This window comes from Ferruginivarius sediminum, from assembly GCF_003344765.1.
Classification (GTDB): domain Bacteria; phylum Pseudomonadota; class Alphaproteobacteria; order Kiloniellales; family Rhodovibrionaceae; genus Ferruginivarius; species Ferruginivarius sediminum.
On the sequence record NZ_QPMH01000002.1, the window covers coordinates 262,715 to 284,254 of the forward strand.

The 21,540-nt window shown below is 66.0% G+C and carries 19 protein-coding genes; 12 read left to right on the forward strand and 7 right to left on the reverse strand.

What is annotated here, in order from left to right; genetic code table 11:
• Nucleotides 1-31 precede the first annotated feature (31 nt).
• The 3 genes from DRB17_RS03185 to DRB17_RS03195 all read left to right on the forward strand — a co-directional run bounded on the left by DRB17_RS03185 (nucleotide 32) and on the right by DRB17_RS03195 (nucleotide 4,730).
• Entirely contained in the window at nucleotides 32-2,560 is a 2,529-nt protein-coding gene (locus DRB17_RS03185; RefSeq protein ID WP_161958677.1) for an outer membrane beta-barrel protein, read from the forward strand.
• A 175-nt stretch (nucleotides 2,561-2,735) separates the two neighbouring features.
• On the forward strand, nucleotides 2,736-3,218 hold the full coding sequence (locus DRB17_RS03190) for a hypothetical protein (RefSeq protein ID WP_147274785.1): 483 nt from the start codon (nucleotides 2,736-2,738) through the stop codon (nucleotides 3,216-3,218).
• 153 nt (nucleotides 3,219-3,371) lie between these two features.
• Entirely contained in the window at nucleotides 3,372-4,730 is a 1,359-nt protein-coding gene (locus tag DRB17_RS03195) for a hypothetical protein (RefSeq protein ID WP_147274786.1), read from the forward strand.
• 65 nt (nucleotides 4,731-4,795) lie between these two features.
• Here the strand turns inward: DRB17_RS03195 and DRB17_RS03200 are convergent, their stop codons facing one another.
• Entirely contained in the window at nucleotides 4,796-5,713 is a 918-nt protein-coding gene (locus DRB17_RS03200; RefSeq protein WP_161958678.1) for a LysR family transcriptional regulator, read from the reverse strand.
• A gap of 171 nt (nucleotides 5,714-5,884) precedes the next feature.
• Here DRB17_RS03200 and DRB17_RS03205 point away from each other — a divergent pair, with 171 nt between their 5' ends.
• On the forward strand, nucleotides 5,885-6,748 hold the full coding sequence (locus DRB17_RS03205; protein ID WP_161958679.1) for a DMT family transporter: 864 nt from the start codon (nucleotides 5,885-5,887) through the stop codon (nucleotides 6,746-6,748).
• Here the strand turns inward: DRB17_RS03205 and DRB17_RS03210 are convergent.
• Complete coding sequence (locus DRB17_RS03210; RefSeq protein WP_114580720.1) at nucleotides 6,726-9,443, reverse strand: HAD-IC family P-type ATPase; 2,718 nt, start codon at nucleotides 9,441-9,443, stop codon at nucleotides 6,726-6,728. The two genes, DRB17_RS03205 and DRB17_RS03210, sit on opposite strands and share 23 nt — an antisense overlap.
• Nucleotides 9,444-9,609: 166 nt before the next feature.
• Here DRB17_RS03210 and DRB17_RS03215 point away from each other — a divergent pair, with 166 nt between their 5' ends.
• Nucleotides 9,610-10,341, forward strand: coding sequence for a DUF72 domain-containing protein (locus DRB17_RS03215; protein ID WP_114580721.1), 732 nt, complete (start codon nucleotides 9,610-9,612; stop codon nucleotides 10,339-10,341).
• Between the two features lie 22 nt (nucleotides 10,342-10,363).
• Here the strand turns inward: DRB17_RS03215 and DRB17_RS03220 are convergent, their stop codons facing one another.
• Nucleotides 10,364-10,741 carry a helix-turn-helix domain-containing protein gene (locus DRB17_RS03220; RefSeq protein ID WP_277738561.1) on the reverse strand — a complete coding sequence of 126 codons (378 nt, stop codon included), beginning with the start codon at nucleotides 10,739-10,741 and terminating at the stop codon, nucleotides 10,364-10,366.
• A gap of 424 nt (nucleotides 10,742-11,165) precedes the next feature.
• Nucleotides 11,166-11,528, reverse strand: coding sequence for a hypothetical protein (locus DRB17_RS03225; protein ID WP_147274787.1), 363 nt, complete (start codon nucleotides 11,526-11,528; stop codon nucleotides 11,166-11,168).
• A 258-nt stretch (nucleotides 11,529-11,786) separates the two neighbouring features.
• On the opposite strand from DRB17_RS03225, the gene DRB17_RS03230 reads away from it, so the two are divergent.
• The gene (locus DRB17_RS03230) at nucleotides 11,787-13,553 is read left to right on the forward strand and encodes a putative bifunctional diguanylate cyclase/phosphodiesterase (protein WP_147274788.1); all 1,767 of its coding nucleotides are present in this window, start codon (nucleotides 11,787-11,789) and stop codon (nucleotides 13,551-13,553) included.
• 92 nt (nucleotides 13,554-13,645) lie between these two features.
• Here DRB17_RS03230 and phaR read toward each other — a convergent pair whose 3' ends face one another.
• Complete coding sequence (gene phaR / locus DRB17_RS03235) at nucleotides 13,646-14,401, reverse strand: polyhydroxyalkanoate synthesis repressor PhaR (RefSeq protein ID WP_114580724.1); 756 nt, start codon at nucleotides 14,399-14,401, stop codon at nucleotides 13,646-13,648.
• 80 nt (nucleotides 14,402-14,481) lie between these two features.
• The gene (locus DRB17_RS03240; RefSeq protein ID WP_114580725.1) at nucleotides 14,482-14,727 is read right to left on the reverse strand and encodes a hypothetical protein; all 246 of its coding nucleotides are present in this window, start codon (nucleotides 14,725-14,727) and stop codon (nucleotides 14,482-14,484) included.
• Nucleotides 14,728-14,908: 181 nt separating this feature from the next.
• Between DRB17_RS03240 and DRB17_RS03245 the strand changes: the two genes are divergently transcribed.
• The 4 genes from DRB17_RS03245 (at nucleotide 14,909) to DRB17_RS03260 (ending at nucleotide 18,983) form a co-directional block, all read left to right on the forward strand.
• Complete coding sequence (locus DRB17_RS03245; RefSeq protein WP_114580726.1) at nucleotides 14,909-16,141, forward strand: alpha/beta fold hydrolase; 1,233 nt, start codon at nucleotides 14,909-14,911, stop codon at nucleotides 16,139-16,141.
• A gap of 154 nt (nucleotides 16,142-16,295) precedes the next feature.
• Complete coding sequence (locus tag DRB17_RS03250) at nucleotides 16,296-17,504, forward strand: acetyl-CoA C-acetyltransferase (protein ID WP_114580727.1); 1,209 nt, start codon at nucleotides 16,296-16,298, stop codon at nucleotides 17,502-17,504.
• A gap of 248 nt (nucleotides 17,505-17,752) precedes the next feature.
• On the forward strand, nucleotides 17,753-18,475 hold the full coding sequence (gene phbB / locus DRB17_RS03255) for an acetoacetyl-CoA reductase (protein WP_114580728.1): 723 nt from the start codon (nucleotides 17,753-17,755) through the stop codon (nucleotides 18,473-18,475).
• A gap of 121 nt (nucleotides 18,476-18,596) precedes the next feature.
• A complete protein-coding gene (locus DRB17_RS03260) occupies nucleotides 18,597-18,983 on the forward strand; it encodes a carboxymuconolactone decarboxylase family protein (protein ID WP_114580729.1) in 387 nt (128 codons plus the stop codon).
• 15 nt (nucleotides 18,984-18,998) lie between these two features.
• On the opposite strand, the gene DRB17_RS03265 is transcribed toward DRB17_RS03260, so the two are convergent.
• Nucleotides 18,999-20,249: a glycine cleavage T C-terminal barrel domain-containing protein gene (locus DRB17_RS03265; protein ID WP_114580730.1), complete on the reverse strand. Its 1,251-nt coding sequence runs from the start codon at nucleotides 20,247-20,249 to the stop codon at nucleotides 18,999-19,001.
• Between the two features lie 252 nt (nucleotides 20,250-20,501).
• Here DRB17_RS03265 and DRB17_RS03270 point away from each other — a divergent pair, with 252 nt between their 5' ends.
• Entirely contained in the window at nucleotides 20,502-20,819 is a 318-nt protein-coding gene (locus DRB17_RS03270) for a ribbon-helix-helix domain-containing protein (RefSeq protein ID WP_114580731.1), read from the forward strand.
• A 150-nt stretch (nucleotides 20,820-20,969) separates the two neighbouring features.
• Complete coding sequence (locus tag DRB17_RS03275; protein ID WP_114580732.1) at nucleotides 20,970-21,530, forward strand: twin-arginine translocation signal domain-containing protein; 561 nt, start codon at nucleotides 20,970-20,972, stop codon at nucleotides 21,528-21,530.
• Nucleotides 21,531-21,540: the final 10 nt, after the last annotated feature.

The window sequence follows — 21,540 nt, forward strand, 5'->3', positions numbered from 1 at the left end:
GGGCCCGCCCGGCGAAAGGGGGATCCACAAGATGTGCAAGTGCGCCCGCAAACCCTGGAGCTTCGCGGCGCTCCTGATGGCGGGAAGCTGTCTCGCCGGCCTGCCGGCGGCGGCGCAAACCGTCGACGAGTCGCCCGATCGCGATCAGGGCGGGGCGGAGGCGCCGATGCGCGCGCCGGAGGAGGGCGAGGGGCCTTACAAAGGATTGCGCCTCGGGTCGTTCCTGGTCGATCCCGGGATCTCCGTCACCGAGACGTATGACGACAACATCTTCGCCCAGAAAACCGGCGAGGAAGACGACCTGATCACGATCGTCTCGCCCACGCTCGACGTGCGCTCCGACTGGGAGCGGCACGCGGTTGGCTTTCGCGCTGGCGCGGATATCGCATTCTATGGCGAGAACCAGGACGAAGATTATCAGGACGCCTTCGTCGGACTGAACGGCCGTTACGACCTTTCGAGCACGTCCAATATCTTCGCCGGCCTGGATTTCGCCCGGGAGCACGAGGAGCGCGATTCCCCGGACGATCCCTTCGCCGCGGACGAGCCGACGACCTACACCGATTTGCAGGGCGTGCTGGGGACCGAGCACCGGCTGGGCGATGTGCGCCTGCGCGTCGGCGGCACTGCGCAGAACCTGGATTTCCGTGATGTGGATCAGGTCGGCGGCGGCGAGATCAACAACGACGACCGCGACCGCAACCAGTACGAGGTGGGCAGCCGCGCCACGCTACTGTCGAATCCCGTCTGGCAGCCGTTCGTGCAGGCGGCCTGGGACGTGCGCGAGTACGACGACGGCCGCGACGACTTCGGCTTCGAGCGCGACAGCGACGGCTACAGCGCGGCCATCGGCACGAACGTCCGCCTGGGCCAGGGCGCGCGCGGCGAGGTCCTCGCGGGCTACATGCAGCAGGACTACGAGGATTCCCGCTTCGGCACGGTGGACGGGCTGGACATCGGCGCGCGCTTGAACGTCCGCGCAACGCCGCGGGTCAGCTTCAACGCCTATCTGGACCGGTCCATAGAGGAAACGACACTGATCGGCAGCCCGGCATCCATCGACACGGTCGGCGGGGTGACCGTCAGCCATCGCTTGAGCGACCGCCTGACCGCGTCGGTGCCGCTCTACCACGTGCGAAGCGATTTCGAGCGTATCGACCGGACGGACGACACCACGGGCGTGGGCTTGCAGCTTCGCTACCTGCTGACGTCGAACCTTTACGTCGAAGGCGGCTACAACTTTGAGCGGCGCGAATCCAGCGACCCGAGCGAGGATTACGACAACAACATCATTTTCGCCCGGCTCGGCGCGCAGCTTTCCGAGACCACTTTCGACCCGGTACCGGTCTACGCGAAGCACGGCCTTTACGGCGGCCTGCAGGCGGGCCACTCGGTCCTGGGCACGGAGGTCGACGGGCCGCGCGGTCCGGGCGGCAGCGGAAGCGTCGGCAACGAACAGGCCGACGACGGCTATGTCGCTGGTGGCTTCGTCGGCTATGCGGCGATGCTGGACCGCTGGCAGTACGGCGTCGAGCTGGAAGCCGACAGGGGCGACGCGGACTGGGATCACGACAATGCGCCAGGCGACCGGGACTTCTCGGCCCAGCGCGATGTCAGCTACGGCGGGGCCGTCCGGCTCGGCTATCTGCTCAATCCGCGGGGGTTGGTCTATACGCGCGTCGGTCTGGTGCGCACCCAGTTCGATACGTTCTATGACGACGGGCGCGGTAACGTCGTCGATTTCGAGGAGACGCAGACCGGCATCCGCTTCGGCGCCGGCGTCGAGGTGTCGCTGAGCGAGCGTGTGTTCTGGCGCGCCGACTGGACCTATACCGCCTACGACGATTACGACGTGGACTACACCAGGGGCGTCGACACCTTCGACAACGACGAGTCGTTGTTCCGTATCGGTCTCGGCTACCGGCTGTACGACACCCGCGCCGACGGCGGCGAGGAAGAGGCCCGGATCGCCCACGACTTCAACGGCGCCTATGGCGGCGGCCAGCTTGGCTGGACCTGGCTCGAAACCGAGAACGAGGGCGGGCGCGGGCGTCCCATCGGCACGAGCTTCCTTAGCGTCGAGCGCGGCGGCGACGGGCCGGCCGGCGGCATCTTCGGCGGTTACGGCCAGACCTTCGGCCCGATCTACGCAGGCGTCGAGGTGGACGCGGAAGTGGCAAGCGCCGACTGGGATGTGGAGCGAGTCCCCGGACGCCGGGTGTATTCCGTCAAGAAGGATTACGCGGTCGGCGGCGGCGTACGAGTAGGCTATGTCCTGGCCGACGCGGCGCTCATCTACGGACGCGTCGGCGCCGTCCTCGGCGGGTTCAGCACGTCTTACAAGCTGGCGGACTCCGGTGTGGACGAGGACGACGAGCGGACCGAGCCCGGCATCCGCTTCGGCGGCGGCGTTGAGGTGCCGGCCAGCGAGCGTCTGTTCGTGCGGCTGGATTACACTTTTACTGACTACGACAGCTATTCGATCGACTACGGTCCTGGTAGCGACCGCTTCGACAACGACGAAAGCCTGATTCGAGTGGGTGTTGGCTATCGCTTCTAGGGCATAAAACTTCCAGACATCATGAATTTTCCGAGAGCGCGGACAAAGTCCGCGCTCTTTAGCTTTTTGTTGCTCATGATTGATTCAGAGCAATGTAGAACCCCCGCGTCCAATGCATCATGGCTCTATCGATCGGCGAAGCCGGCGATGACGCGCAAGATTCGGGATTGGAATGATGGACAAGTACGGACGCGTCCGCCTTTGGGCGCTTGGTTGTGCCGGGTTCGTCCTGGCGCTGGGAATGGAGGTTCCCGGGCCGGCCGATGGCGGCACCGCGATGGGGTTGAGCATGCCAGCCGCGAATGCGGACGAGGGCGGCTCGCACAGTGCGGGCGGCGACGGCGCGCGCCGCGGGCCGCAGGACGGACGCGGCCGCATGGGCGGCGGACCGGGCGTGGAGCCCGGCTCTCACAGCGGTGGCCATAGCGGCAGTCATCTCGAGGAAAGCGTGTTCCGTGGCGGCGGGCATCACGACGAAGCCTCGCACGAGGACGACAGCTCCCACGAGGAGCACGAATCGCAGCGTCCGGCGCATGCCGGTGGCGGCCATGAGGACGAAGGGCACGACGCAGGATCTCATGAGGACAGCGACGAGACCGAGCACGAGTCACGCCGCCCCGAACACGCGGGTGGCGGACACGAAGAAGAAGAAACATGAGAAATGTCCTGCTGTCCGGATCTCAACTTGATGCAAAGCAGTGCAGGTAAATTAGGCACAGCTAAACTAGACACGCTGGCAGACGCTTCGCGACGTGATCGGAAGTCACGACAAAGCGGACTTGCCCCAGGATATCAGGAAGGAGCGGATTCAATGACGACTGGACGGAAATCTCCGGTGAAGAGCGTGCTGATGGCCGGTGCGGCGGCCGTTGCACTTCTGGTCGCCCCGGCGGCGATCAATAGCATCGATGGCGGCTTCGGCATCAATTCGGCCCAGGCGGCCCAGGGCGAGGGCCAGGGGCAGCAGAAGCATGGCGGTCAGGGCGGCGCAGGCGCCGGCCAGGGCGGCATGCAGAAGGGCGGCCAGGAAGGCGCCGGCGGCGGCAGCGGCTCGCGGCTGGAAGAAGATGTCATGCGCGGCAAGCACGGCATGGACGCCGCCGCCGAGGACGGCGAGGAGGAGGACTCCGATCGTCCGGACTGGGCCGGCACGCCGGGCCGGGAAGGCAAGCCCGGCCAAGGCAGCCAGGGCGGTAACACCAAGAAGGGTGAGGACTACGGCGATCTCTGGGTGATCGTGCGCAACGATGACGGCACGCCGGACCTTGTCGACGGCATGGTGCAGGTGGTTTTGAGCGACGGCACCGTTGTCGCGCTGGCGGACTATGACGGCGAACTGCCGGAAGAGTATGCCGACATGGTGCAAGAGGTCGAGTTCGGCCGCATGAATATCGCGCGCTCTCCGGAGCGGGTGCTGGACCACTCGCTTACCGAAGCATTGACGAAGCTGGACGGCATGGTGATCACGGTCGACAATCTTGATGAGGTGACCGACGAATCCGGCCGCCTGATCGATTACTTCGACAATACCATCGATTCGCCGCTCGAGAATCTGGCACTTTACAAGGCTCTGCTGGAAGCGAGTGCCAGCGCGCCTGACGCCGACGGCCTTTACACAGTCAGCGTCACCTCCGACCACGAAGGCGAAAGCGTCGAACTGGACATCAAGGTTTCGGCCGACGTGCTGCCCAGCCTCGCGGCGTCCGCGCTGGCCGCCAGTTCCGACAAGACGGGCGATCTGTCGGTCGACGAGATCGCCTACATCAGCGGCTTCCTCGGCGTCGACGACGAGCTGGCGGCCCTCGTGGAGGACGATCCGAACGATCCGTCCGACGCCTTCTTCAGCTACAGCCGCGATGCGGTTTACGCCAATACCTCGATCCAGGTCCTGTTGCCGAACGAGGACGGTACGGCCTATATCCCGACGACAGTTTATGTGGTCGATACGGACGTGAACGGCGACGGGGAATACACTGCTCTGGATACCGACAACGACGGCGTCATCGATACGCTGGAGCAGGGCCAAGTCACCTTCAACACCGTGCCGTCCATCGAGGCGGACGATGACGGCCTTGATATCTTCACCCAGGCGGCCGACGACTCGGTGCAGGTTCTCGAGTACGTCCACGACAACGCGATCGACGTGCCGTTGCCCGAGGCGACCAACTGACGAGGCCCTTGCAGGCTTCTCGTATTCGGGGCGGCTCCGCCGGGGCCGCCCCTTTCATTTCCAGCCTATGAAGAGCGCGCGAGCTCCTCGGCCAATCTGATTGCGGGCGAGCCCTCTGGCTCCCCGCGCCGCACCGACGCGTGCCAGTCCACGTAGAGGCCGCCGCGCCCCACGCGAAGGGCGCAGAGCGCGCCGCTCTCGATCCGCCGAGCCACGGCCCAGCGCGAGAGGATACTGACGCCGAAGCCGGCCTGCACCAGTTCGACGATGCCCTCGGTCAGCTCGACCTTCACCAGCCGGCGCGGGCGCACCCCGCCGGGGCGGAAGAAGTGCTCGCTCTCATAGCCGTGCTCCTCGACAAGCGAGTAGGTCATGTAGGTTTCCTCCGCCAGATCGGCGGGCTCCACCTGCGCCTTGCCGGCAAGGCGGTGGTCCGGCGGCACGATCAAGACAAGCTCGTCCCGGAACAGGTGGATCGCGCGCACGTCCTCGGTCTCGACCGGGCCCGAGGCGACGGCGACGTCCAGCGCGCCGTCCAGCAGCGCGGCAAGCGGCGAGCGGCCCGGCTCGCTTGCGATCTGCACGTCGACGTCGGGGTAGGTGTCCTGGAAGTGCTTCAGCAGGGGCGGCAGCCAGTAATAGCTGTTGTAGGCACCGGAGCCGATCCGCACCACATGCCTGACCCCGCCGCCGACGGCGAGCGCGTCCCCCTCGGCCCTGGCCAGCGCCGGCAATACCTCCCGCGCCGCCGCCAGCAGGCATTCGCCCGCCGGCGTGATGCGCAAGCGCCGGCCCACCTTCGTGTAAAGGCTGAGGCCCAGCCGCCGTTCCGCTTCGCGCAGGCGGTGGCTGAGCGCGGATTGCGTCGTTCCCAGCCGCTCGGCGGCGGCCGTCAGGCTGCCGGTGTCGGCCAGTGCCAGGATGGAATGATAGTGCCGCAGCTCCAGGCGCAGCAGGGCATCCAATTCATGAATCGCTCTCATTGAATATCGGAAAATATAGAATTTCCCACATGTCAAGTTTGACGCTAGCCTGCGTCCGGGCGGCGGCGAGGTTAAGGCCCGCCCGTTCATCCGACTGACCGGATTGTTTTCTCGATGCCTGGCGGCCTGCGGGTCGCGGCAAGGTGGAGCGCTGTGCGCACGGGAGGCGCCATGAATGAGGTCCGGACGGCGGACTATGCTTTCGGACTGGTCACGCTGGCGGGTGCGGGGTTCGGCTTGAACCCGTTGTTTGCGCGCGCCCTCTATGCCGAGGGGCTGTCGCCGGAACTGGCGGTGTTCGTCCGTTTCGCGCCGATGTCCGTGGTGCTTTTGCCGGTTTTGCCCGCGCTGCTGCGGCAGTGGCGGCTTGCGCTGGTCGGCCTTGCAGCCGGCGCCGCGATGGCCGTCGGAACACTGGCCTACTTCCACGCGCTGACGGTTCTGCCGGTCTCGCTCGCGGCGCTTATATATTTCACTTACCCCCTGTTCACGATCCTGATCGGCTGGTTGGCGCTTGGACGGCCGATGACGCGGGAATCGACGGTCGCCGCGGCCCTTGTGCTGGCGGCGTGCGCGCTGGTCGTATCCCCGCGCGGCCTCGATGCAGCGCAGCTTCGGGCGGTCGCGCTGTGTTTCCTGTCGCCGCTGGGGTTCGCGCTGATCATCCACGCGCTGTCCACTTGGCTGACCCCGATGCCCTTGTGGTCGCGCATGTGTGCCGGCATCTGGGGCCACATGCTGGTGCTGGTGCCGGCAATGATATTCATGGCCGAGGGACCGTTCCTGCCAAGAGGGCCTCAGGGCTGGTCGGCGCTGGTCGGGCTGGCGACGGTGGCCGCGCTGTTGCCGCAGATCGCCTTCAGCGTCGCCGCCCCCCACGCCGGGCCGGAGCGAACGGCCATCGGCGGCAGCGCGGAGTTGCTGACCTCGCTCGCCGTCGGCTGGGTGGCGCTGGAGGAAGCCGTTCAGCCGCAGGCGGTGGCGGGGGCGACGCTGCTGATGGCGGCGCTATTCATCGCGCGCCGGCAGAGGTGAGGCGCATGCGTTGTCGGTGGCGAAGGGCGGCCCTGCGGAAGATGGCTTTCTCGGCCTCGACAATAAAGAACAGGAGCAAGGCGGCCCCCACGATACGCAGCCAGTCGTTCACGCCGATGGCGGCGGTGCCGAACAGCATATGCATGCCTGACCAGTAGGTCAGCAGCATCTGGAACGCGACGACGACCGCGACCGAAAGCTGGGCCGGGCCGCTCGACTTCAAGGCCTCGCGCGTCCAGGCGGGACCGTGGATGACGCGGCTGTTGAACAGATAGACGATCTCGCCCGCCACCAGCATGTTGACGGCAATGGTCCGCGCCTCTTCCAGGCTGGCACCGTTCTCGCGGGCAAGCTGGAACAGGCCGAAGGTGGCCGCGACCAGAAGCAGCGAGACCATGACGATGCGCCAGACCAGGAAGCGCGAGAGGATCGGTTCGTCCCGGCGGCGCGGCGGCCGGGCCATGACGTCCGGCTCGGCGCCCTCGAAAGCAAGGGCCAGCGCCAGGGTCACGGCGGTGATCATGTTCACCCACAGGATCTGCACCGGCGTGATCGGCAGGGTCGTGCCAAGCAGGATGGCGATGAGGATGGTCAGCGCCTCGCCGCCGTTGGTCGGCAGGATGAACAGGATGGCCTTCTTCAGGTTGTCGTAGACCGTGCGCCCGGCGCGCACCGCCTTGGCGATGGAGGCGAAGTTGTCGTCGGCCAGCACCATCTCCGCCGCTTCCTTCGCAGCCTCGGTCCCGCGCCGGCCCATGGCGATGCCGACATCCGCGCGCTTCAACGCCGGTGCATCGTTGACGCCGTCCCCCGTCATCGCCACCACCTCGCCGTGGCTTTGCAGCGCCTGGACGAGGCGCAGCTTGTGCTCCGGCGTAGTGCGGGCATAGACATCGACCTTGCGCACGGCATCCGCCAGCTCCGCGTCGCTCATCGCGTCCAGCCGCCGCCCCGTCAGCACCTCCGCCTCGCCGGGAACGCCAAGCTGCCGCGCCACGGCGCGGGCGGTCGATGCGTGGTCGCCGGTGATCATCTTCACGCCGATGCCCGCCTCCCGGCACGCCTCCACGGCGGCGATGGCCTCCTCGCGTGACGGGTCCAGCAGACCGAAAACGCCCAAGAGCGCGAACCCGCCGGCCTCCACTTCGGGAAAGCTCAGTGCGCTTGCGTGCTTGGGGAACTCGCGTGAAGCGACGGCGATGGTGCGATATCCCGCCGCCGCCAGCGCCTCGATCCGCTGTTCCCAGGCGTCCCGGTCGATCGAGTCTTCGCAGAGGTCCAGGATGCGCTCCGGTGCACCCTTGATGTAGGCGATGCCATGGCCGTGCCCGTGTTCGGCGGCATGCAGGGTCGCCATGTACTTGTGCGCGGATTCGAAAGGGATGGCGTCCAGCCGGGCGAAGGCCGAGTCCAGGCCCTCTTTTTCCAGTCCGGCTTTCAGGCCGAGCGTCAGCAGCGCGCCGTCAACGGGCGTGCCCTCCACCTCCCACTCCCCGTCGGCTTCGGCCCGCAGTTCGCCATCGTTACAGAGTACGCCGGCCTGCACGGCGGCCAGCAGCTCGGGCACCTCGTGCGGGTCGATGGGCTGCCCGTTCAGGGAAATCCGCCCGTCGGGACGATAACCGCTGCCGCTGACGGTGTAGTCTGCGGTGGGGGTGGCCACGTGCTGCACGCTCAACTCGTTGCGGGTGAGCGTTCCGGTCTTGTCGGAGCAGATGACGGTTACCGCACCCAGCGTCTCCACCGCCGGCAGGCGGCGGATTATGGCGCATTCCCGCGCCATGCCGGCAACGCCGATGGCGAGCGTGATGGTCATGATGGCCGGCAGTCCTTCGGGAATCGCCGCGACCGCAAGGCCGACCGCCGCCAGGAACATTTCGGCTGCTTCATAGCCCCGCAGCCAGACGCCGAAGGCGAAGGCGACCGCCGCCAGGGCCAGGATCGCGCCGGTCAGCCAGCGACCGAACACCGCCATCTGCTGTAGCAGCGGCGTGGTCAGCGTCCGCACGCCGGCCAGCATCTCCGAGATGCGGCCGATCTCGGTGTCCTTGCCGGTGGCAACGACGACACCCGTGCCCCGCCCATAAGTGACGAGCGTGCCGGAGTAGGCCATGCAGGCGCGGTCGCCCAGCGCCGCGTCGGGCGCCACGGGCTCCGTGGTTTTGTCGACGGCCAGCGATTCGCCGGTCAGCGCGGCCTCCTGTGTCTGCAGGCTGCGCACGCGCAGCAGCCGCAGGTCCGCTGGAACCTTGTCGCCCGAGGCAAGCTCGACCACGTCGCCGGGCACCAAATCGGCCGCCGCGACCGTCTGCCGGTGGCCGTCGCGGAGGACGCGGGCCTGCGGCGAGAGCATCTGTGCGATGGCATCGAGTGCGTGCTCGGCCTTGCCTTCCTGCAGAAAGCCGATGATGGCGTTGACGACCACGACGCCCAGGATGACACCGGTATCGACCCAATGCTGCAGCCCGGCCGTCACCGCCGCCGCGGCGAGGAGCACATAGATCAGCAGGTTGTCGAACTGTGTCAGGAAGCGCCGCAGCGGCCCGCGCCGCCGGCGCGTCGGCAGGGTGTTCGGTCCGTGGCGTTCCAGCCGCTGGCCGGCCTCGTGCGCCGAAAGCCCGCTTTCAGAAACTTCCAGAGCTTGCAGCGTTTCGCCGATGCCGCGCGCGTGCCAGGGAGGTGGGATATCTTTCATCAAGTGACGGCTCACAGCGGGGCGGGATCAAGGTGAGCCGCAATGCAACATGACGCCTTGCGGTTGGCATTGATGGGCATCAAAGCGCGCGGCGCGGCTCTGTGTATGGCTGAGTCGAGACGGGCAGCGCCGCCGCAACGCGAGACGGGAAGGGGAGAGCATCATCATGCCAGCACCGGGACGCATCCGGATCGGCACGAGCGGCTGGAGCTATCGCCACTGGGTCGGCCCGTTCTATCCCGAGGGCACGGCTTCGAGCGACTATCTCTCGTATTATGCCCAGCAGTTCGCGGTGACGGAGGTGAACAACACCTTCTATTCCCTGCCGAAGCTGGAAACCTTCGAGGAGTGGCGCGGGTCCACGCCCGACGGCTTCGAGTTCGCCTGCAAGGCCAGCCGCTACATCACGCACATGAAGAAGCTGAAGGATCCGGACCAGAGTGTGGTGAAGTTCTTCGAGGCGGTGGAGACGCTGGGCGACAAGCTGGGGCCGATCCTCTTCCAGCTGCCGCCGAACTTCCACATCAACCTGGGGCGCCTGCGCGCCTTGCTGGAGGTCCTGCCGTCCGGTCACCGCTATGCTTTCGAGTTCAGGGACCGGAGTTGGTTCGACGAGCCGATTTTCGACCTGCTCGACGCGCACCATGCAGCCCTGGTGATGTATGACCTGGAAGGCCGCCTGTCGCCGCTTCGAGCGACCGGCAAGCTGGCCTATATCCGCCTCCACGGACCGAAGGAGGAGGCTTATACCGGTAGCTATGCGGACAGTGCATTGCAGGACTGGGCCGCGCGCATCCGGGAGTGGAGCGGCGAGGGGCGTGACGTCTATTGCTTCTTCGACAACGACGAGGCCGGCTACGCCGCGCGGGATGCGACGCGGCTCCAGGGATTCCTATAGGAGAGGTGAGTAGATTACCGGCTTACTGCTCGCAGGCCCGCTCCGCCAGCGAGCGGGCAAGCTGCGCAAGCGCCTCCTGCTGGCGCTGGTCGTTGATGCGCGAGAAATTGCGGGCGAGATCCAGGCACATGCGCTGGCGTTCCGAGGTGGATTCGCTGTCGGTCTCGTCGAAGCCGTCGAAGAAGTATCCGACGTCGACGCCCAGGACCTTGGCCATCTCGTAGAGCCGCCCCGCCGAGACACGGTTGATGCCGCGTTCGTACTTGTGCGCCTGCTGGTAGGTGATGCCGATGAGGTCGGCAAGCTGCTGCTGCGTCAGACCCAGCATGGTCCGCCGCTCACGAATCCGGCGACCCACATGACACTCGATCTTGGTGGTCTTGGGCGAACGCTTGGTCACAGTGGTTCCGGTGCGATGGGGTGCGGGGTGCGGGGTGGCATCCTCGGCGGATTCGAGGAGTGCTTCTGACGATTCCATGTTATACATGAGGCGTTTATCCTCTTTTGGTTGTCATGTTGCCGGCTACGCCGGCTGGCACGCGAGGGCCGGAACAAGGCGGCGTCCGATACCTCTCTCCATCCCGTCCCACCGTGCCCCACTCAAGCCGCTGCCGGGCCGGGGGCGACCCGTAAAAGCGCAGCGACAAAAGTTTTGCCCCGTAACTACCGCGAATTGATCAAAAGGTAAAGAGATTTATGCGACTGGAAACCTAGGCGTTTACTATTATTAGTAGTAAATTATGTCATAAATATAGCTGATTGGTAGAAAAGCCAGACCCGTAGAACCAGGAAGAGGCGGGTACGGACCCTGTGCCCGGCCGCGATCAGATGCGGGTCAGGAACACACGCGAGGCCGATGGCCAGAGGGGCGGCTGGGCGCCATAGCGACGATATGCTGTGTTGGCGAGCCTTGCCGGGATGCGCCCGTCGGCAGCCGGCCGTTCGGTTTGGGCCAGCGCCGACATCAGCGCCGGCGACAGCAATCCGGAATCGACCCGCGCTCCGAAGCCGGCCGCCAAAGCCGCCTTCTGCCCGGCGGGAAGGTGGAAGGGAATCGCCGTGAAGGGCTTGCCGTGACCGGACGACGTGCGCGCGCTGGGTGCGATGGCCCGCATGGGCGCGTGCGGGGCGATCCGCATTTCCCTGGATGGCGCCGGGTCGGGAGGCAGGTTGGATAGGTGAGCCATCGCGCATGCAACTCCGGCGTGTAAGGGGGCGACCCTGTTAACAGAAAGTTTACCAAATTACCCTCAAAAGTCCAGACGCGCTAGAAAATACAACAAGATGCCGCAAAATTAACCACGATTTTTAAATATATTTATTTAGGAATTTAAATGGAATCACCGATAAGACGACTCACCCTTTATTAAGAATCGTCCCGCTACCCTCGCGGCAGTCGGGCGACCCGAATTCAGGCAGAAGGCGTACGCCGCTAGGAGGGCATTTTGGCTGGGCCGAACGGCCAACAGGACCGTGTGGACGAACTCGCCCGGCTGCGCGCGGCGCTGATGGCCGCCGGCGATATCGTTTACGAGTGGGACGTCGCCAGCGATACCATCGTCTGGCACGGCGATCTCACCAAGCTGTTCGACTGCACCAACGACGACGTGCCCGCGACGGGAGAGCGGCTGAGCACGCGCATCCACCCCGAGGATCTGCCCCAGCGCCAGAAGGTGTTGAGCGAGCATATCTCCAGCGGCCTTGCCTACGATTGCGAATACCGCCTGCGCGGGCCTGACGGCGATTTCCACTGGGTGCACGACCGCGGCGCCCTGGATGCGGTGCGCAGCGGCGCGGCCCTGCGGCTGGTCGGCACGATGCGGCTTGTCACCTCGCGCAAGGCGAACGAGGAGCGGCTCGCCTATCTGGCGAACTATGACGAGCTGACCGGGCAGGCGAACAAGCTCCGCCTGCGCCAGGCGCTGGATCAGGCGCTGGTGGAGAGCGGACGTTTCGGCCTGTCGGGCGCTTTCCTGGCGATCGGCCTGGACCAGCTCGCCATGATCAATAGCGCCTTCGGCTACGAGGCGGGCGACGCGGTCCTGGTCGCGGTCGGAGAGCGGCTGACCACCTGCCTGCGCGCCAGCGACGTCGTCGGCCGCATTGGCGGCGACTGCTTCGGCGCGGTGCTGCATCGCTGCGATCAGCGAGAGGCAATGGCCGCGGCCGAGCGGGCGGCCAACGAGATCCGCCGGCAGGTCGTGGAAACGCCAGCAGGACCGGTGCGCGTCACGGCCTCGGCCGGCGTGGTGATGTTCCCCCAGCAGGCCAACACCAGCTACGACCTGATGGTGAAGGGCGAGGGGGCGCTGCGGCAGGCGAAGGCCCGCGGGCGCAACTGCGTCGGCCTGTACGAGATGACGGAAGAGCAGCGCCGCTCCGATCGCGCCTCGCTGGACATCGGGGCGGAGGTGCAGGAAGCGCTGAAGGAGGGGCGGCTCGTCTTCGCCTATCAGCCGATCGTGCGCAGCACCGACGGACGCGTGGATTTCTACGAGTGCCTGCTTCGTCTGCGCCGCCGCGACGGCGAGATCGTTCCCGCCGGTCGTTTCGTGCCGGTTGTGGAGCAGCTTGGCCTGATGCGCGCCCTGGACAGGCACGGCCTCGATCTCGCGGTCGAGGTGCTGCGCAACGATCCGCGGGCGAGTCTCGCCATCAACATCTCGGGGCTGACGGCCAGCGATCGCTCTTGGCTGCGGGCGCTGACCGGCAAGCTTCGTGACCGGCCGGATGTCGCCCGTCGTCTGGTGGTCGAGATCACCGAAACCGCTGCCTTGCGGGACGTGGAGGAATCCGCCCGTTTCGTGCGCGCGGTTCGCGACCTGGGCTGCCGGGTGGCGCTCGACGACTTCGGGGCCGGTTTCATGACGTTCCGGCATCTCAAGGCGCTCACCGTCGATATCGTCAAGATCGATGGCTCGTTCGTCCGCGATATCGCGACCGAACCGCAGAACCGCCTTTTCGTGCGCAACCTGCTGGGCCTCGCGAACTCCCTGGATCTTTCCGCGGTGGCCGAATGCGTCGAGACGCGGGAAGAGTCGGACATCCTCTCCGCCGAAGGCGCCGACCTGCTGCAGGGCTATTTCTTCGGCAAACCGGCGCTGGACGAGCCGTGGTCGGAGGCCGAGCGGGAAGCGGGGGCCGGGCCGGCCGGCGCGGACCAGGTCGTGGATATATCGACCAGCGTGCGCCGGGGCAGCGGGCAGGCCTGACCGCGGGTTCGATCCGCTTGGGCCCGTAGCCGCGACGCGATCCGTTTTCTGGTTAAAAAGTCCGCTTTCTCACGCGCGGTCGTGGCGCCGGCTCAGGACGAACCCGAACCCTGGCGCCGCTTGCCCTGCGCCACGGCCTTGCCGCCGGGCTTGGGCTCGCCGTCCTCGCTATCTTGCTGTCGATGGGCCAGGTCGTCCAGCTGCTGTTGCAGCAGATCAACCTGACGCTTCAGTTGCGCCAGCGATTCGTCCTCGCCGCCGTTTTCGCCTGCCTGACCCTGCTCGCCGCCAGCAGATTCCGGCTCACTTTCGCCTTGCGCGTGACCCCCGCCTTCTTCGTCCTGGGTGGGCGGAACGCCGAAGGGGCTGAACATCTTCATCGCGCTTTCCATCAGCGCGGCGTTCTGACGGCTCATCTCCTCCAGGTTGCTGCCGAAGGGGAACATGCCGCTCATCGTCTCCTGCATCTGCTGGCGCAGGCGGTCCTGGTTCGCGGCGAACGCGCCCATCATGTGTTCCAGATAGCGGGGCACGAGGCCCTGCATGCTGTGTCCGTAGAAGCTGATCAGTTGCCGCAGGAAGGTGATCGGCAACAGGTTGGTACCCTTCGACTCCTCTTCCACGATGATCTGGGTCAGGACCGAGCGGGTGATGTCCTCGCCCGTTTTGGCGTCGTACACGACGAAATCGAAATCGTCCTTCACCATCTGACACAGATGGTCCAGCGTGACGTAGCTGCTCGTCGCCGTGTTGTAGAGCCGCCGGTTCGCGTATTTCTTGATAACGATCGGACCCTGGGTACGGCCGGAGCGGCCGCCGCGCGGCTCATTCTGCTCATCTCGCGCCATTCACTGCCCTCTCACCCGGTGCAAGCGAAGCCGGTTTTACACTGGCCTTTGTGGATACTGCGGCGATGCAATATGGCCTGTCAACGACGGATGACCCGGATGTTTGCGCCGCGCAAGTGCGTGCTGCGTCGCAGCACGCCGTCTGGCCATTCGAAGGTGTCGCCGTTATACTCCCGGCCATGTCGGATGGGGCGGATCTCGAAGACTTGGCACGACGATATCTGGACCTCTGGCAGGACCAGATGACCGCGCTTGCCGGCGATGCGGAATTCGCCGAGGCTGTGGAGCGTTTCCTTCAGTTGACGGGAATGCCCGCGCCGGGTCATTCCATGGATGCCGCAAGCGCGCCTAAATCGTCCGTTCCGGGCGGCGCCATGGCATGGGCTGCCTGGCCCGCCGCCGCGATGGCCGCGATGGCGACGGCGGCGAATCAGGCCGGCCAGGCGTTCGAAGCGCCCACGTCACAGGCAGTGGGCGGGGCCGGGACGCCGCAAGCACGAGGGCAGGATGGGCAAACGGCTGGGACCCAGACCGCTTCCGGGCCATCTGGCGACGGCGCTGTGGACGTGGACGAGCTCCTACGCCGCCTTGCCACTCTGGAAGAGCGGGTGGCTTCCCTCGAGTCCGGAACTGGCGGAAACGGCGGATCGGCTGCGCGCCGATCTCGAAAACGTCAGTCCTGAAGCCTTCTCCGCCGCCCTGGCCAAGGTGGCGACACGGCGCCACCACGATCTTCTGTCCGGCATCCAGGCCTATCGTCATCATCCCTATCGCCGCGACGTGACGGACCCCCCCGCGATCTGGCGCGACGGGAGCACCTGCCTGCGCGATTACGGCGCGGTCGAGGGGGCGAGGTCCGGCGGGCCCGTCGTGCTTTGCGTGCCCTCGCTCATCAATCGTGCCTACGTTCTGGACCTGAAGGCGGATAACAGCCTGTTGCGCACGCTGGCGGCGGATGGTGTACGTCCCCTGCTGGTCGACTGGGGCTGGCCGGGGCCGGCTGAGAAATCCTTCACCCTCACCGACTATATCGCCGGCCGGCTGGAAGGCGCGCTGGACGCGGCATGCGAGGTCGCGCGCGGGCCGGTCGCGGTGCTGGGCTATTGCATGGGCGGGATGTTGGCGCTCGCCCTGGCGCAGCGCCGGCGCCGCGACGTCGGTGCGCTGGCGCTACTGGCAACCCCCTGGGACTTCCACGCCGAGCAGGGCGCGCAGGCACGGCTTGCCGCGCGCGCCGGGCAGCTCATGGAGCCGGCGATGCAGGCGATGGGTCAGCTTCCAGTCGATGCGATCCAGATGCTGTTCTCGGGTCTCGACCCGCACACGGCGGTGCGGAAGTTCCTGACGTTCGGCCGCCTGGATCAGGACAGCCGCCGCGCCGAGGTGTTCGTCGCGCTGGAGGACTGGCTGAACGACGGCGTCCCGCTGGCCGCGCCGGTGGCGCGGGAATGCCTCTACGACTGGTACGGCGCGAACACGCCGCCGCGCGGCGGCTGGCAGATCGCCGGGCGACCGGTCGATCCCGCGCACGCCGACATGCCGGCGCTTTGCCTGGTGCCGCAACATGACCGCATCGTGCCGCCGGCCTCCGCCGCCGCGCTTGGAAGGGCGCTTCCGCGCGCCGAGGTCAGGACGCCGCCACTGGGTCACATCGGCATGGTCGTGAGCGGGCGGGCGCGCGACAAAGTTTGGTCGCCTTTATTGACGTGGCTCAAAGCGCGAATGTTGCGGCGCAAATAAAACCCGCGCCTGTCGGCCGTCTCGGGATCCTTGCAAGGTTCGAGGTGGCCAATGATATGCGGAGTGGTTTACCTTTGGTGCGGTGCAGCGTGCCACGCGCCGGCACGCTGGCAATCCATTCGCATCGATACGTCACGGCAAGGAGGAAAACGCTATGACGGTAGCGGGAGAAGCCGGCGAGGCTGTCCGCAAGGACATCGTGATCGCCAGCGGCGTTCGCACCGCGGTCGGCACTTTCGGGGGCGGTCTGTCCTCGGTGCCGGCCTCGTATCTGGGCACTGCGACCATCAAGGAGGTGCTGTCGCGCTCCAAGGTGGAGGCCGGGGAGGTGGACGAGGTGGTGATGGGCCAGATCCTCACCGCAGCGCAGGGCCAGAACCCGGCCCGTCAGGCCGCGGTCAACGCTGGTATCCCGGTGGAGCGCACGGCCTATGGCATCAACCAGCTTTGCGGTTCGGGCCTGCGCTCGGTCGCGTTGGGGTATCAGGCGCTGGCGCTGGGCGATGCCGACATCATCGTCGCCGGCGGCCAGGAGAGCATGAGCCAGGCGCCGCACGCCCAGCATCTGCGTAACGGCCAGAAGATGGGCGACCTGAAGTTCGTCGACACGATGATCAAGGACGGCCTGTGGGATGCCTTCAACGGCTATCACATGGGCAACACCGCCGAGAACATCGCCCGCCAGTGGCAGATCACGCGCGAGCAGCAGGACGAGTTCGCCGCGCGCTCTCAGAACCGGGCCGAGGCGGCGATGAAGGCCGACCGCTTCCAGGACGAGATCGTCCCGGTCACCATCAAGACCCGCAAGGGCGAGCAGACGGTCAGCAAGGACGAGTTCCCGCGCGCGGGCGTCACGGCCGAAGGCCTGGCCAGCCTGAAGCCTGCCTTCGACAAGGAAGGTACGGTGACGGCCGGTAACGCCTCGGGCATCAACGACGGCGCCGCCGCCGTGGTGCTGATGACTGGCAAGGAAGCCGAGAAGCGCGGCGTCGATCCGATGGCGCGCATCGTCTCCTGGGCGACCTGCGGCGTCGATCCCTCCATCATGGGCGTCGGCCCGATCCCGGCCAGCCGCAAGGCGCTTGAAAAGGCCGGCTGGCGCGTCGACGACCTGGACCTGATCGAGGCCAACGAGGCCTTTGCCGCGCAGTCGCTGGCGGTCGTGAAGGACCTTGGCCTGGATCCGGAGAAGGTGAACGTCAACGGCGGCGCAATTGCCATCGGGCACCCGATCGGTGCGTCGGGTGCGCGCGTGCTGGTCACCCTGCTGTACGAGATGCAGCGCCGCGACGCGAAGAAGGGCCTGGCGACGCTGTGCATCGGCGGCGGCATGGGCATCGCCATGTGCGTCGAGCGCGGCTGAGCCGGGCGCATATCCAGCCCAACCAATTCGGTCAAGTCAGACCGTCACGAGTCGGGCCCGGCCTCAAGGACGTCGGGGCTGGGCCCGTCCTTTATGCCGAATCGCTCCAGTATTCACCTACGAGCGGTTGACCGGCACCGACCGGTCAATGGTTTCATGGCAAAGCCAGTCGTGCGGTGGCGCTGCCCATGGGATCCGGTCGGGCCTGATCCAGCATTCGAGCGACGGATAATAAAGGGAGGACCAGTATGGCTCGCGTAGCACTTGTAACCGGCGGTACTCGCGGTATCGGACATGCCATCTCGATTGCCCTGCGCGACGCCGGCTATAGCGTTGCGGCGAACTACGGCGGTAACGACGAGGCGGCGAACGCGTTCAAGGAAGAGACGGGCATCCCCGTCTACAAGTTCGACGTCGGCGATTTCGACGCCACGAAGGCCGGCATCGAGGCGGTCGAGAAGGACCTGGGTCCGGTGGACGTGCTGGTGAACAACGCGGGCATCACCCGCGACACCACGCTGCACAAGATGACCCCGGACAAGTGGAACTCGGTCATCCATACCAACCTGAATTCCGCCTACAACTGCACCCGCAACGTGATCGAGGGCATGCGCGAGCGCGGCTTCGGCCGGGTCATCTGCATCTCGTCGATCAACGGCCAGAAGGGGCAGTACGGCCAGTCGAACTACGCCGCCGCGAAGGCGGGCCTGATCGGTTTCACCAAGTCCGTTGCGCAGGAGAACGCCAGCAAGGGCATTACGGTCAACGCCATTGCGCCGGGCTACATCGGCACCGACATGGTCCGCGCCGTGCCGCAGGACGTGCTGGACAAGATCGTCAAGCAGATCCCCGTCGGCCGGCTGGGCGAGCCCGAGGATATCGCCCGCTGTGTGGTGTTCCTGGCGGCCGACGATGCCGGTTTCATCACCGGCTCGACGCTGACGGCCAACGGCGGCCAGTACATGGACTGAGGCGTTTCCGCCTTTCCCGACGTTCCTGTAGACGTTTGCGCGGCCCTTCCGCACCCTTGGCGGGAGGGCCGTTCATTTCTGGCCCATCGTCACGAAACGCAGGAGGTGCAAGGTGTCGCCAATGGTTCCGCTGATCGAGTATGAGCAGGCGAGCGACGAGGTGCGCGTGGTCTACGATGACATCATGGCCACCCGCGGTACCGACTGGATCAACAACTTCTGGAAGGTCCTGGCAAACGATCCCGCCACGCTGAAACGGACATGGGAGCAAGTGAAGGCCGTGATGGCGCCCGGCGCGCTGGACCCGCTGACAAAGGAGATGATCTACGTCGCCGTCTCGGCCACGAACAACTGCGAGTACTGCATCCGCTCGCATACCGCCGGTGCGCGTGCCAAGGGCATGACCGAGGCGCAGCTTGCCGAACTGCTGGCCGTGGTTGGCCTGGCGAACCAGACCAACCGGCTGGCCAACGGCTATCAGGTCCCCGTGGACGACAGCTTCAGGTAAGCGTCGCGCCAGACCCTACTCGGCGGCCTGTGCGCCCGGCTTGCCGCCGCGCGGGATCTCCTTTTTCGGGTCGTAGAACGGCACGGCGTGGACGACCGCCGACACCGCCTCGGCCTCGCCCGGCAGGTCGACGGCGAGCTGCGTTCCCACCTTCGTGTAGTCGATGGGCACCATGGCAAGACCGATGTTGGTTTCCAGCTTCGGCGAGTAGAAGGCGCTGGTGACATAGCCGATGTCGTGGCCGTCGCCGCCGTCGCGCACGGTCCAGAAGTCGGCGTTGTACCAAGTGACGCGCGGGCCGCCCATGACGACGCCGGTCAACTTGCGGCCGACGCCCTGCTCGCGGATGCGGTGCAGCGCGTCCCGGCCGACGTACCAGTCAGGCTTGTCGGGGTCGAACTGCCATTCCAGCGGCAGCTCGAACAGGTTGGTTTCGATATCCATGTCCTGGCCGTATGACAGGATGCCGGCCTCGATCCGGCGGATGTGGCCGGGGGCGATGACCCGCAGGTTATAGGGCTGTCCCGCCTCGACGATGGCGTCCCAGAGCCCGTCGGCGTCGCGCGTGGCATTGCGTAGATAGACCTCGTAGCCGACCTCGCCCGAGAAGCCGGTCCGCGAAATGACGACCTCCAGGCCATCCAGCGTAGTCTGCCACAGGCCGTAATAGGGAATCTCGTCCACCTGTGCGCCGAAGAGGTCGTGCATCAGCGGCTGCGCTTTCGGCCCCTGCACCTGGACGGGGGAGACGTCGATCTCGGCAATCTCCACGTCGAAGCCCCAGCCGGTGTTCAGCCCCTTCAGCCACAGCAGCAGGTCGCTGTCGGAGATCGAGAACCAGAACTCGTCCTCGGCCACGCGCAGAAGGACGGGATCGTTCACCACGCCGCCGTCATTGTCGCAGAGGATGACGTAACGCGCCCTGTTCACGGGCAGCTTCTTCTTCATGTCGCGGGTGACGACGCGGTTGACGAAATTCAGCGCGTCCGGGCCCTTGACCATGATCTGCCGCTCGCAGGCAACGTTCCATAGCGTCACATGGCGGGTCAGGTACTCGTACTCGCCCATCAGACTGTCGGCCTCGGGCGAAAAGTAGAGGCGCGGATGGTAGACCTTGTTGTAGACGGTCACGGCGCGCACGCCGTGCTCCACCGATTTGTGCCAGAACGGCGATTTGCGCACGCGCGTGCCAATCAGCATCTTCACGTCGCTGTCGCCGCTTTGCCGCAGGTTGACGGGGACCTTGCGTTCCTTCGTCTGGGCCATTGCGTCGCTCCTTTCGCTTTGCGGTCAAGCGGCCGCCTCGCCCAATCCCCGGGGCCGCGAGCCATAAATCGCGACCCACAACTTCCATGTGGAGACGACATGCCAAGCGGTCCAGGGCGACGGCCTGTCGCGGCGCTTGGAGCATGGCCGAAATATTTTCGTTTATATGAATGCGAGATATAGTGACCGTGACGGCGAGAGCGGCGGTAGACCCCTGGAACCTCTCTCGCAAGCGCGATATGGGAGGCGCAGATGTGCAACCTCTTCGCCGGCCAAAGCCCCGCGACCTACGCCTACGTGACGCGCTCCGTGCGGCTGGGCGGTCACGCGACGAGCATTCGCCTGGAAGCGCAGTTCTGGAACATCCTGGACGAGATCGCGGCGCTGCAAGGCATGACCACGCCGCGCTTTCTCTCCACGCTGCATCAGGAGGCCCTGGAGATTCACGGCGAGGTGCCGAACTTCGCCTCGCTTTTGCGCAATGCCTGTGTCACATACCTCCGCCGCCCGCAGAATCTGCCCGTCGCGGACACTCTGGCCAAGGCGGTGCCGGCGGCGGATGCGGTGTAGTAGCCCGCTAACACCACGCGCCCGTTTGACGGCGTAAGCTTTCCTTTCGAAGCCTGGGCGCGGCCTCATCTTGCGAGCCGCCGGGCTTCGCACCGCGCAGATCAGAACGAAAACGCGGCGCGGCAGTCATACGGGAGGCATACGCTTATCATGGAACGGCGAATCAAAGGCATGAACCGCCGGCAGTTCCTGCAGACCAGCGGACTGACGGCGGCGGGGACGGCATTTGCCGCGCCGCTGCTTACGGCGGCCGACCGCGCCTGGGCGATCGAGCTGAGCGGCGCGTTGGACCAGCACACGGCCGATACGCTTCTAAAGATGGTCCGGCGGCTCTACCCGCACTCGACGCTGAGCGACATCTACTACGGCTATGTGGTGGAGGACCTGGATCGGGCCGCGAAGTCCGACGAGCAGGTGGCCAAGCTTCTGAAGGACGGTGTCAAGAAGCTGGACCGGGCTTTGCAAATCGACTTCCTGGACCTGTCCGATGGCTACCAGCTCAAGGTGCTGGAAGGCATGAGCGACAGTGCCTTCTTCGAGAAGGTGCGCTCCACCACCATCGTGTCCCTCTACAACCAGGAGCTCGTCTGGCGCCACTTCGGCTACGAGGGCGCGTCCTACCCCTACGGCGGCTACATAAATCGCGGCTTCGACGACCTGGCCTGGCTGCCCGAGCCGCCGGCGGAAGCAAGTCCGCCGAAGCAGAGCTGAATAGGGGAGG

What these genes read in the sequence shown, in the direction of transcription:
- DRB17_RS03210 (WP_114580720.1), bottom strand. Translation starts at nt 9,443, where the DNA reads ATGAAAGATATCCCACCTCCCTGGCACGCGCGCGGCATCGGCGAAACG.
- DRB17_RS03185 (WP_161958677.1), top strand. Translation starts at nt 32, where the DNA reads ATGTGCAAGTGCGCCCGCAAACCCTGGAGCTTCGCGGCGCTCCTGATG.
- DRB17_RS03270 (WP_114580731.1), top strand. Translation starts at nt 20,502, where the DNA reads ATGTGCAACCTCTTCGCCGGCCAAAGCCCCGCGACCTACGCCTACGTG.
- DRB17_RS03260 (WP_114580729.1), top strand. Translation starts at nt 18,597, where the DNA reads ATGGTTCCGCTGATCGAGTATGAGCAGGCGAGCGACGAGGTGCGCGTG.
- DRB17_RS03275 (WP_114580732.1), top strand. Translation starts at nt 20,970, where the DNA reads ATGGAACGGCGAATCAAAGGCATGAACCGCCGGCAGTTCCTGCAGACC.
- phbB (WP_114580728.1), top strand. Translation starts at nt 17,753, where the DNA reads ATGGCTCGCGTAGCACTTGTAACCGGCGGTACTCGCGGTATCGGACAT.
- DRB17_RS03245 (WP_114580726.1), top strand. Translation starts at nt 14,909, where the DNA reads ATGGGCAAACGGCTGGGACCCAGACCGCTTCCGGGCCATCTGGCGACG.
- DRB17_RS03205 (WP_161958679.1), top strand. Translation starts at nt 5,885, where the DNA reads ATGAATGAGGTCCGGACGGCGGACTATGCTTTCGGACTGGTCACGCTG.
- DRB17_RS03195 (WP_147274786.1), top strand. Translation starts at nt 3,372, where the DNA reads ATGACGACTGGACGGAAATCTCCGGTGAAGAGCGTGCTGATGGCCGGT.
- DRB17_RS03225 (WP_147274787.1), bottom strand. Translation starts at nt 11,528, where the DNA reads ATGGCTCACCTATCCAACCTGCCTCCCGACCCGGCGCCATCCAGGGAA.
- DRB17_RS03240 (WP_114580725.1), bottom strand. Translation starts at nt 14,727, where the DNA reads ATGACCCGGCGCGGGCATTCCCGTCAACTGAAGGAAACGCTCCACAGC.
- phaR (WP_114580724.1), bottom strand. Translation starts at nt 14,401, where the DNA reads ATGGCGCGAGATGAGCAGAATGAGCCGCGCGGCGGCCGCTCCGGCCGT.
- DRB17_RS03265 (WP_114580730.1), bottom strand. Translation starts at nt 20,249, where the DNA reads ATGGCCCAGACGAAGGAACGCAAGGTCCCCGTCAACCTGCGGCAAAGC.
- DRB17_RS03190 (WP_147274785.1), top strand. Translation starts at nt 2,736, where the DNA reads ATGGACAAGTACGGACGCGTCCGCCTTTGGGCGCTTGGTTGTGCCGGG.
- DRB17_RS03200 (WP_161958678.1), bottom strand. Translation starts at nt 5,713, where the DNA reads ATGAGAGCGATTCATGAATTGGATGCCCTGCTGCGCCTGGAGCTGCGG.
- DRB17_RS03215 (WP_114580721.1), top strand. Translation starts at nt 9,610, where the DNA reads ATGCCAGCACCGGGACGCATCCGGATCGGCACGAGCGGCTGGAGCTAT.
- DRB17_RS03250 (WP_114580727.1), top strand. Translation starts at nt 16,296, where the DNA reads ATGACGGTAGCGGGAGAAGCCGGCGAGGCTGTCCGCAAGGACATCGTG.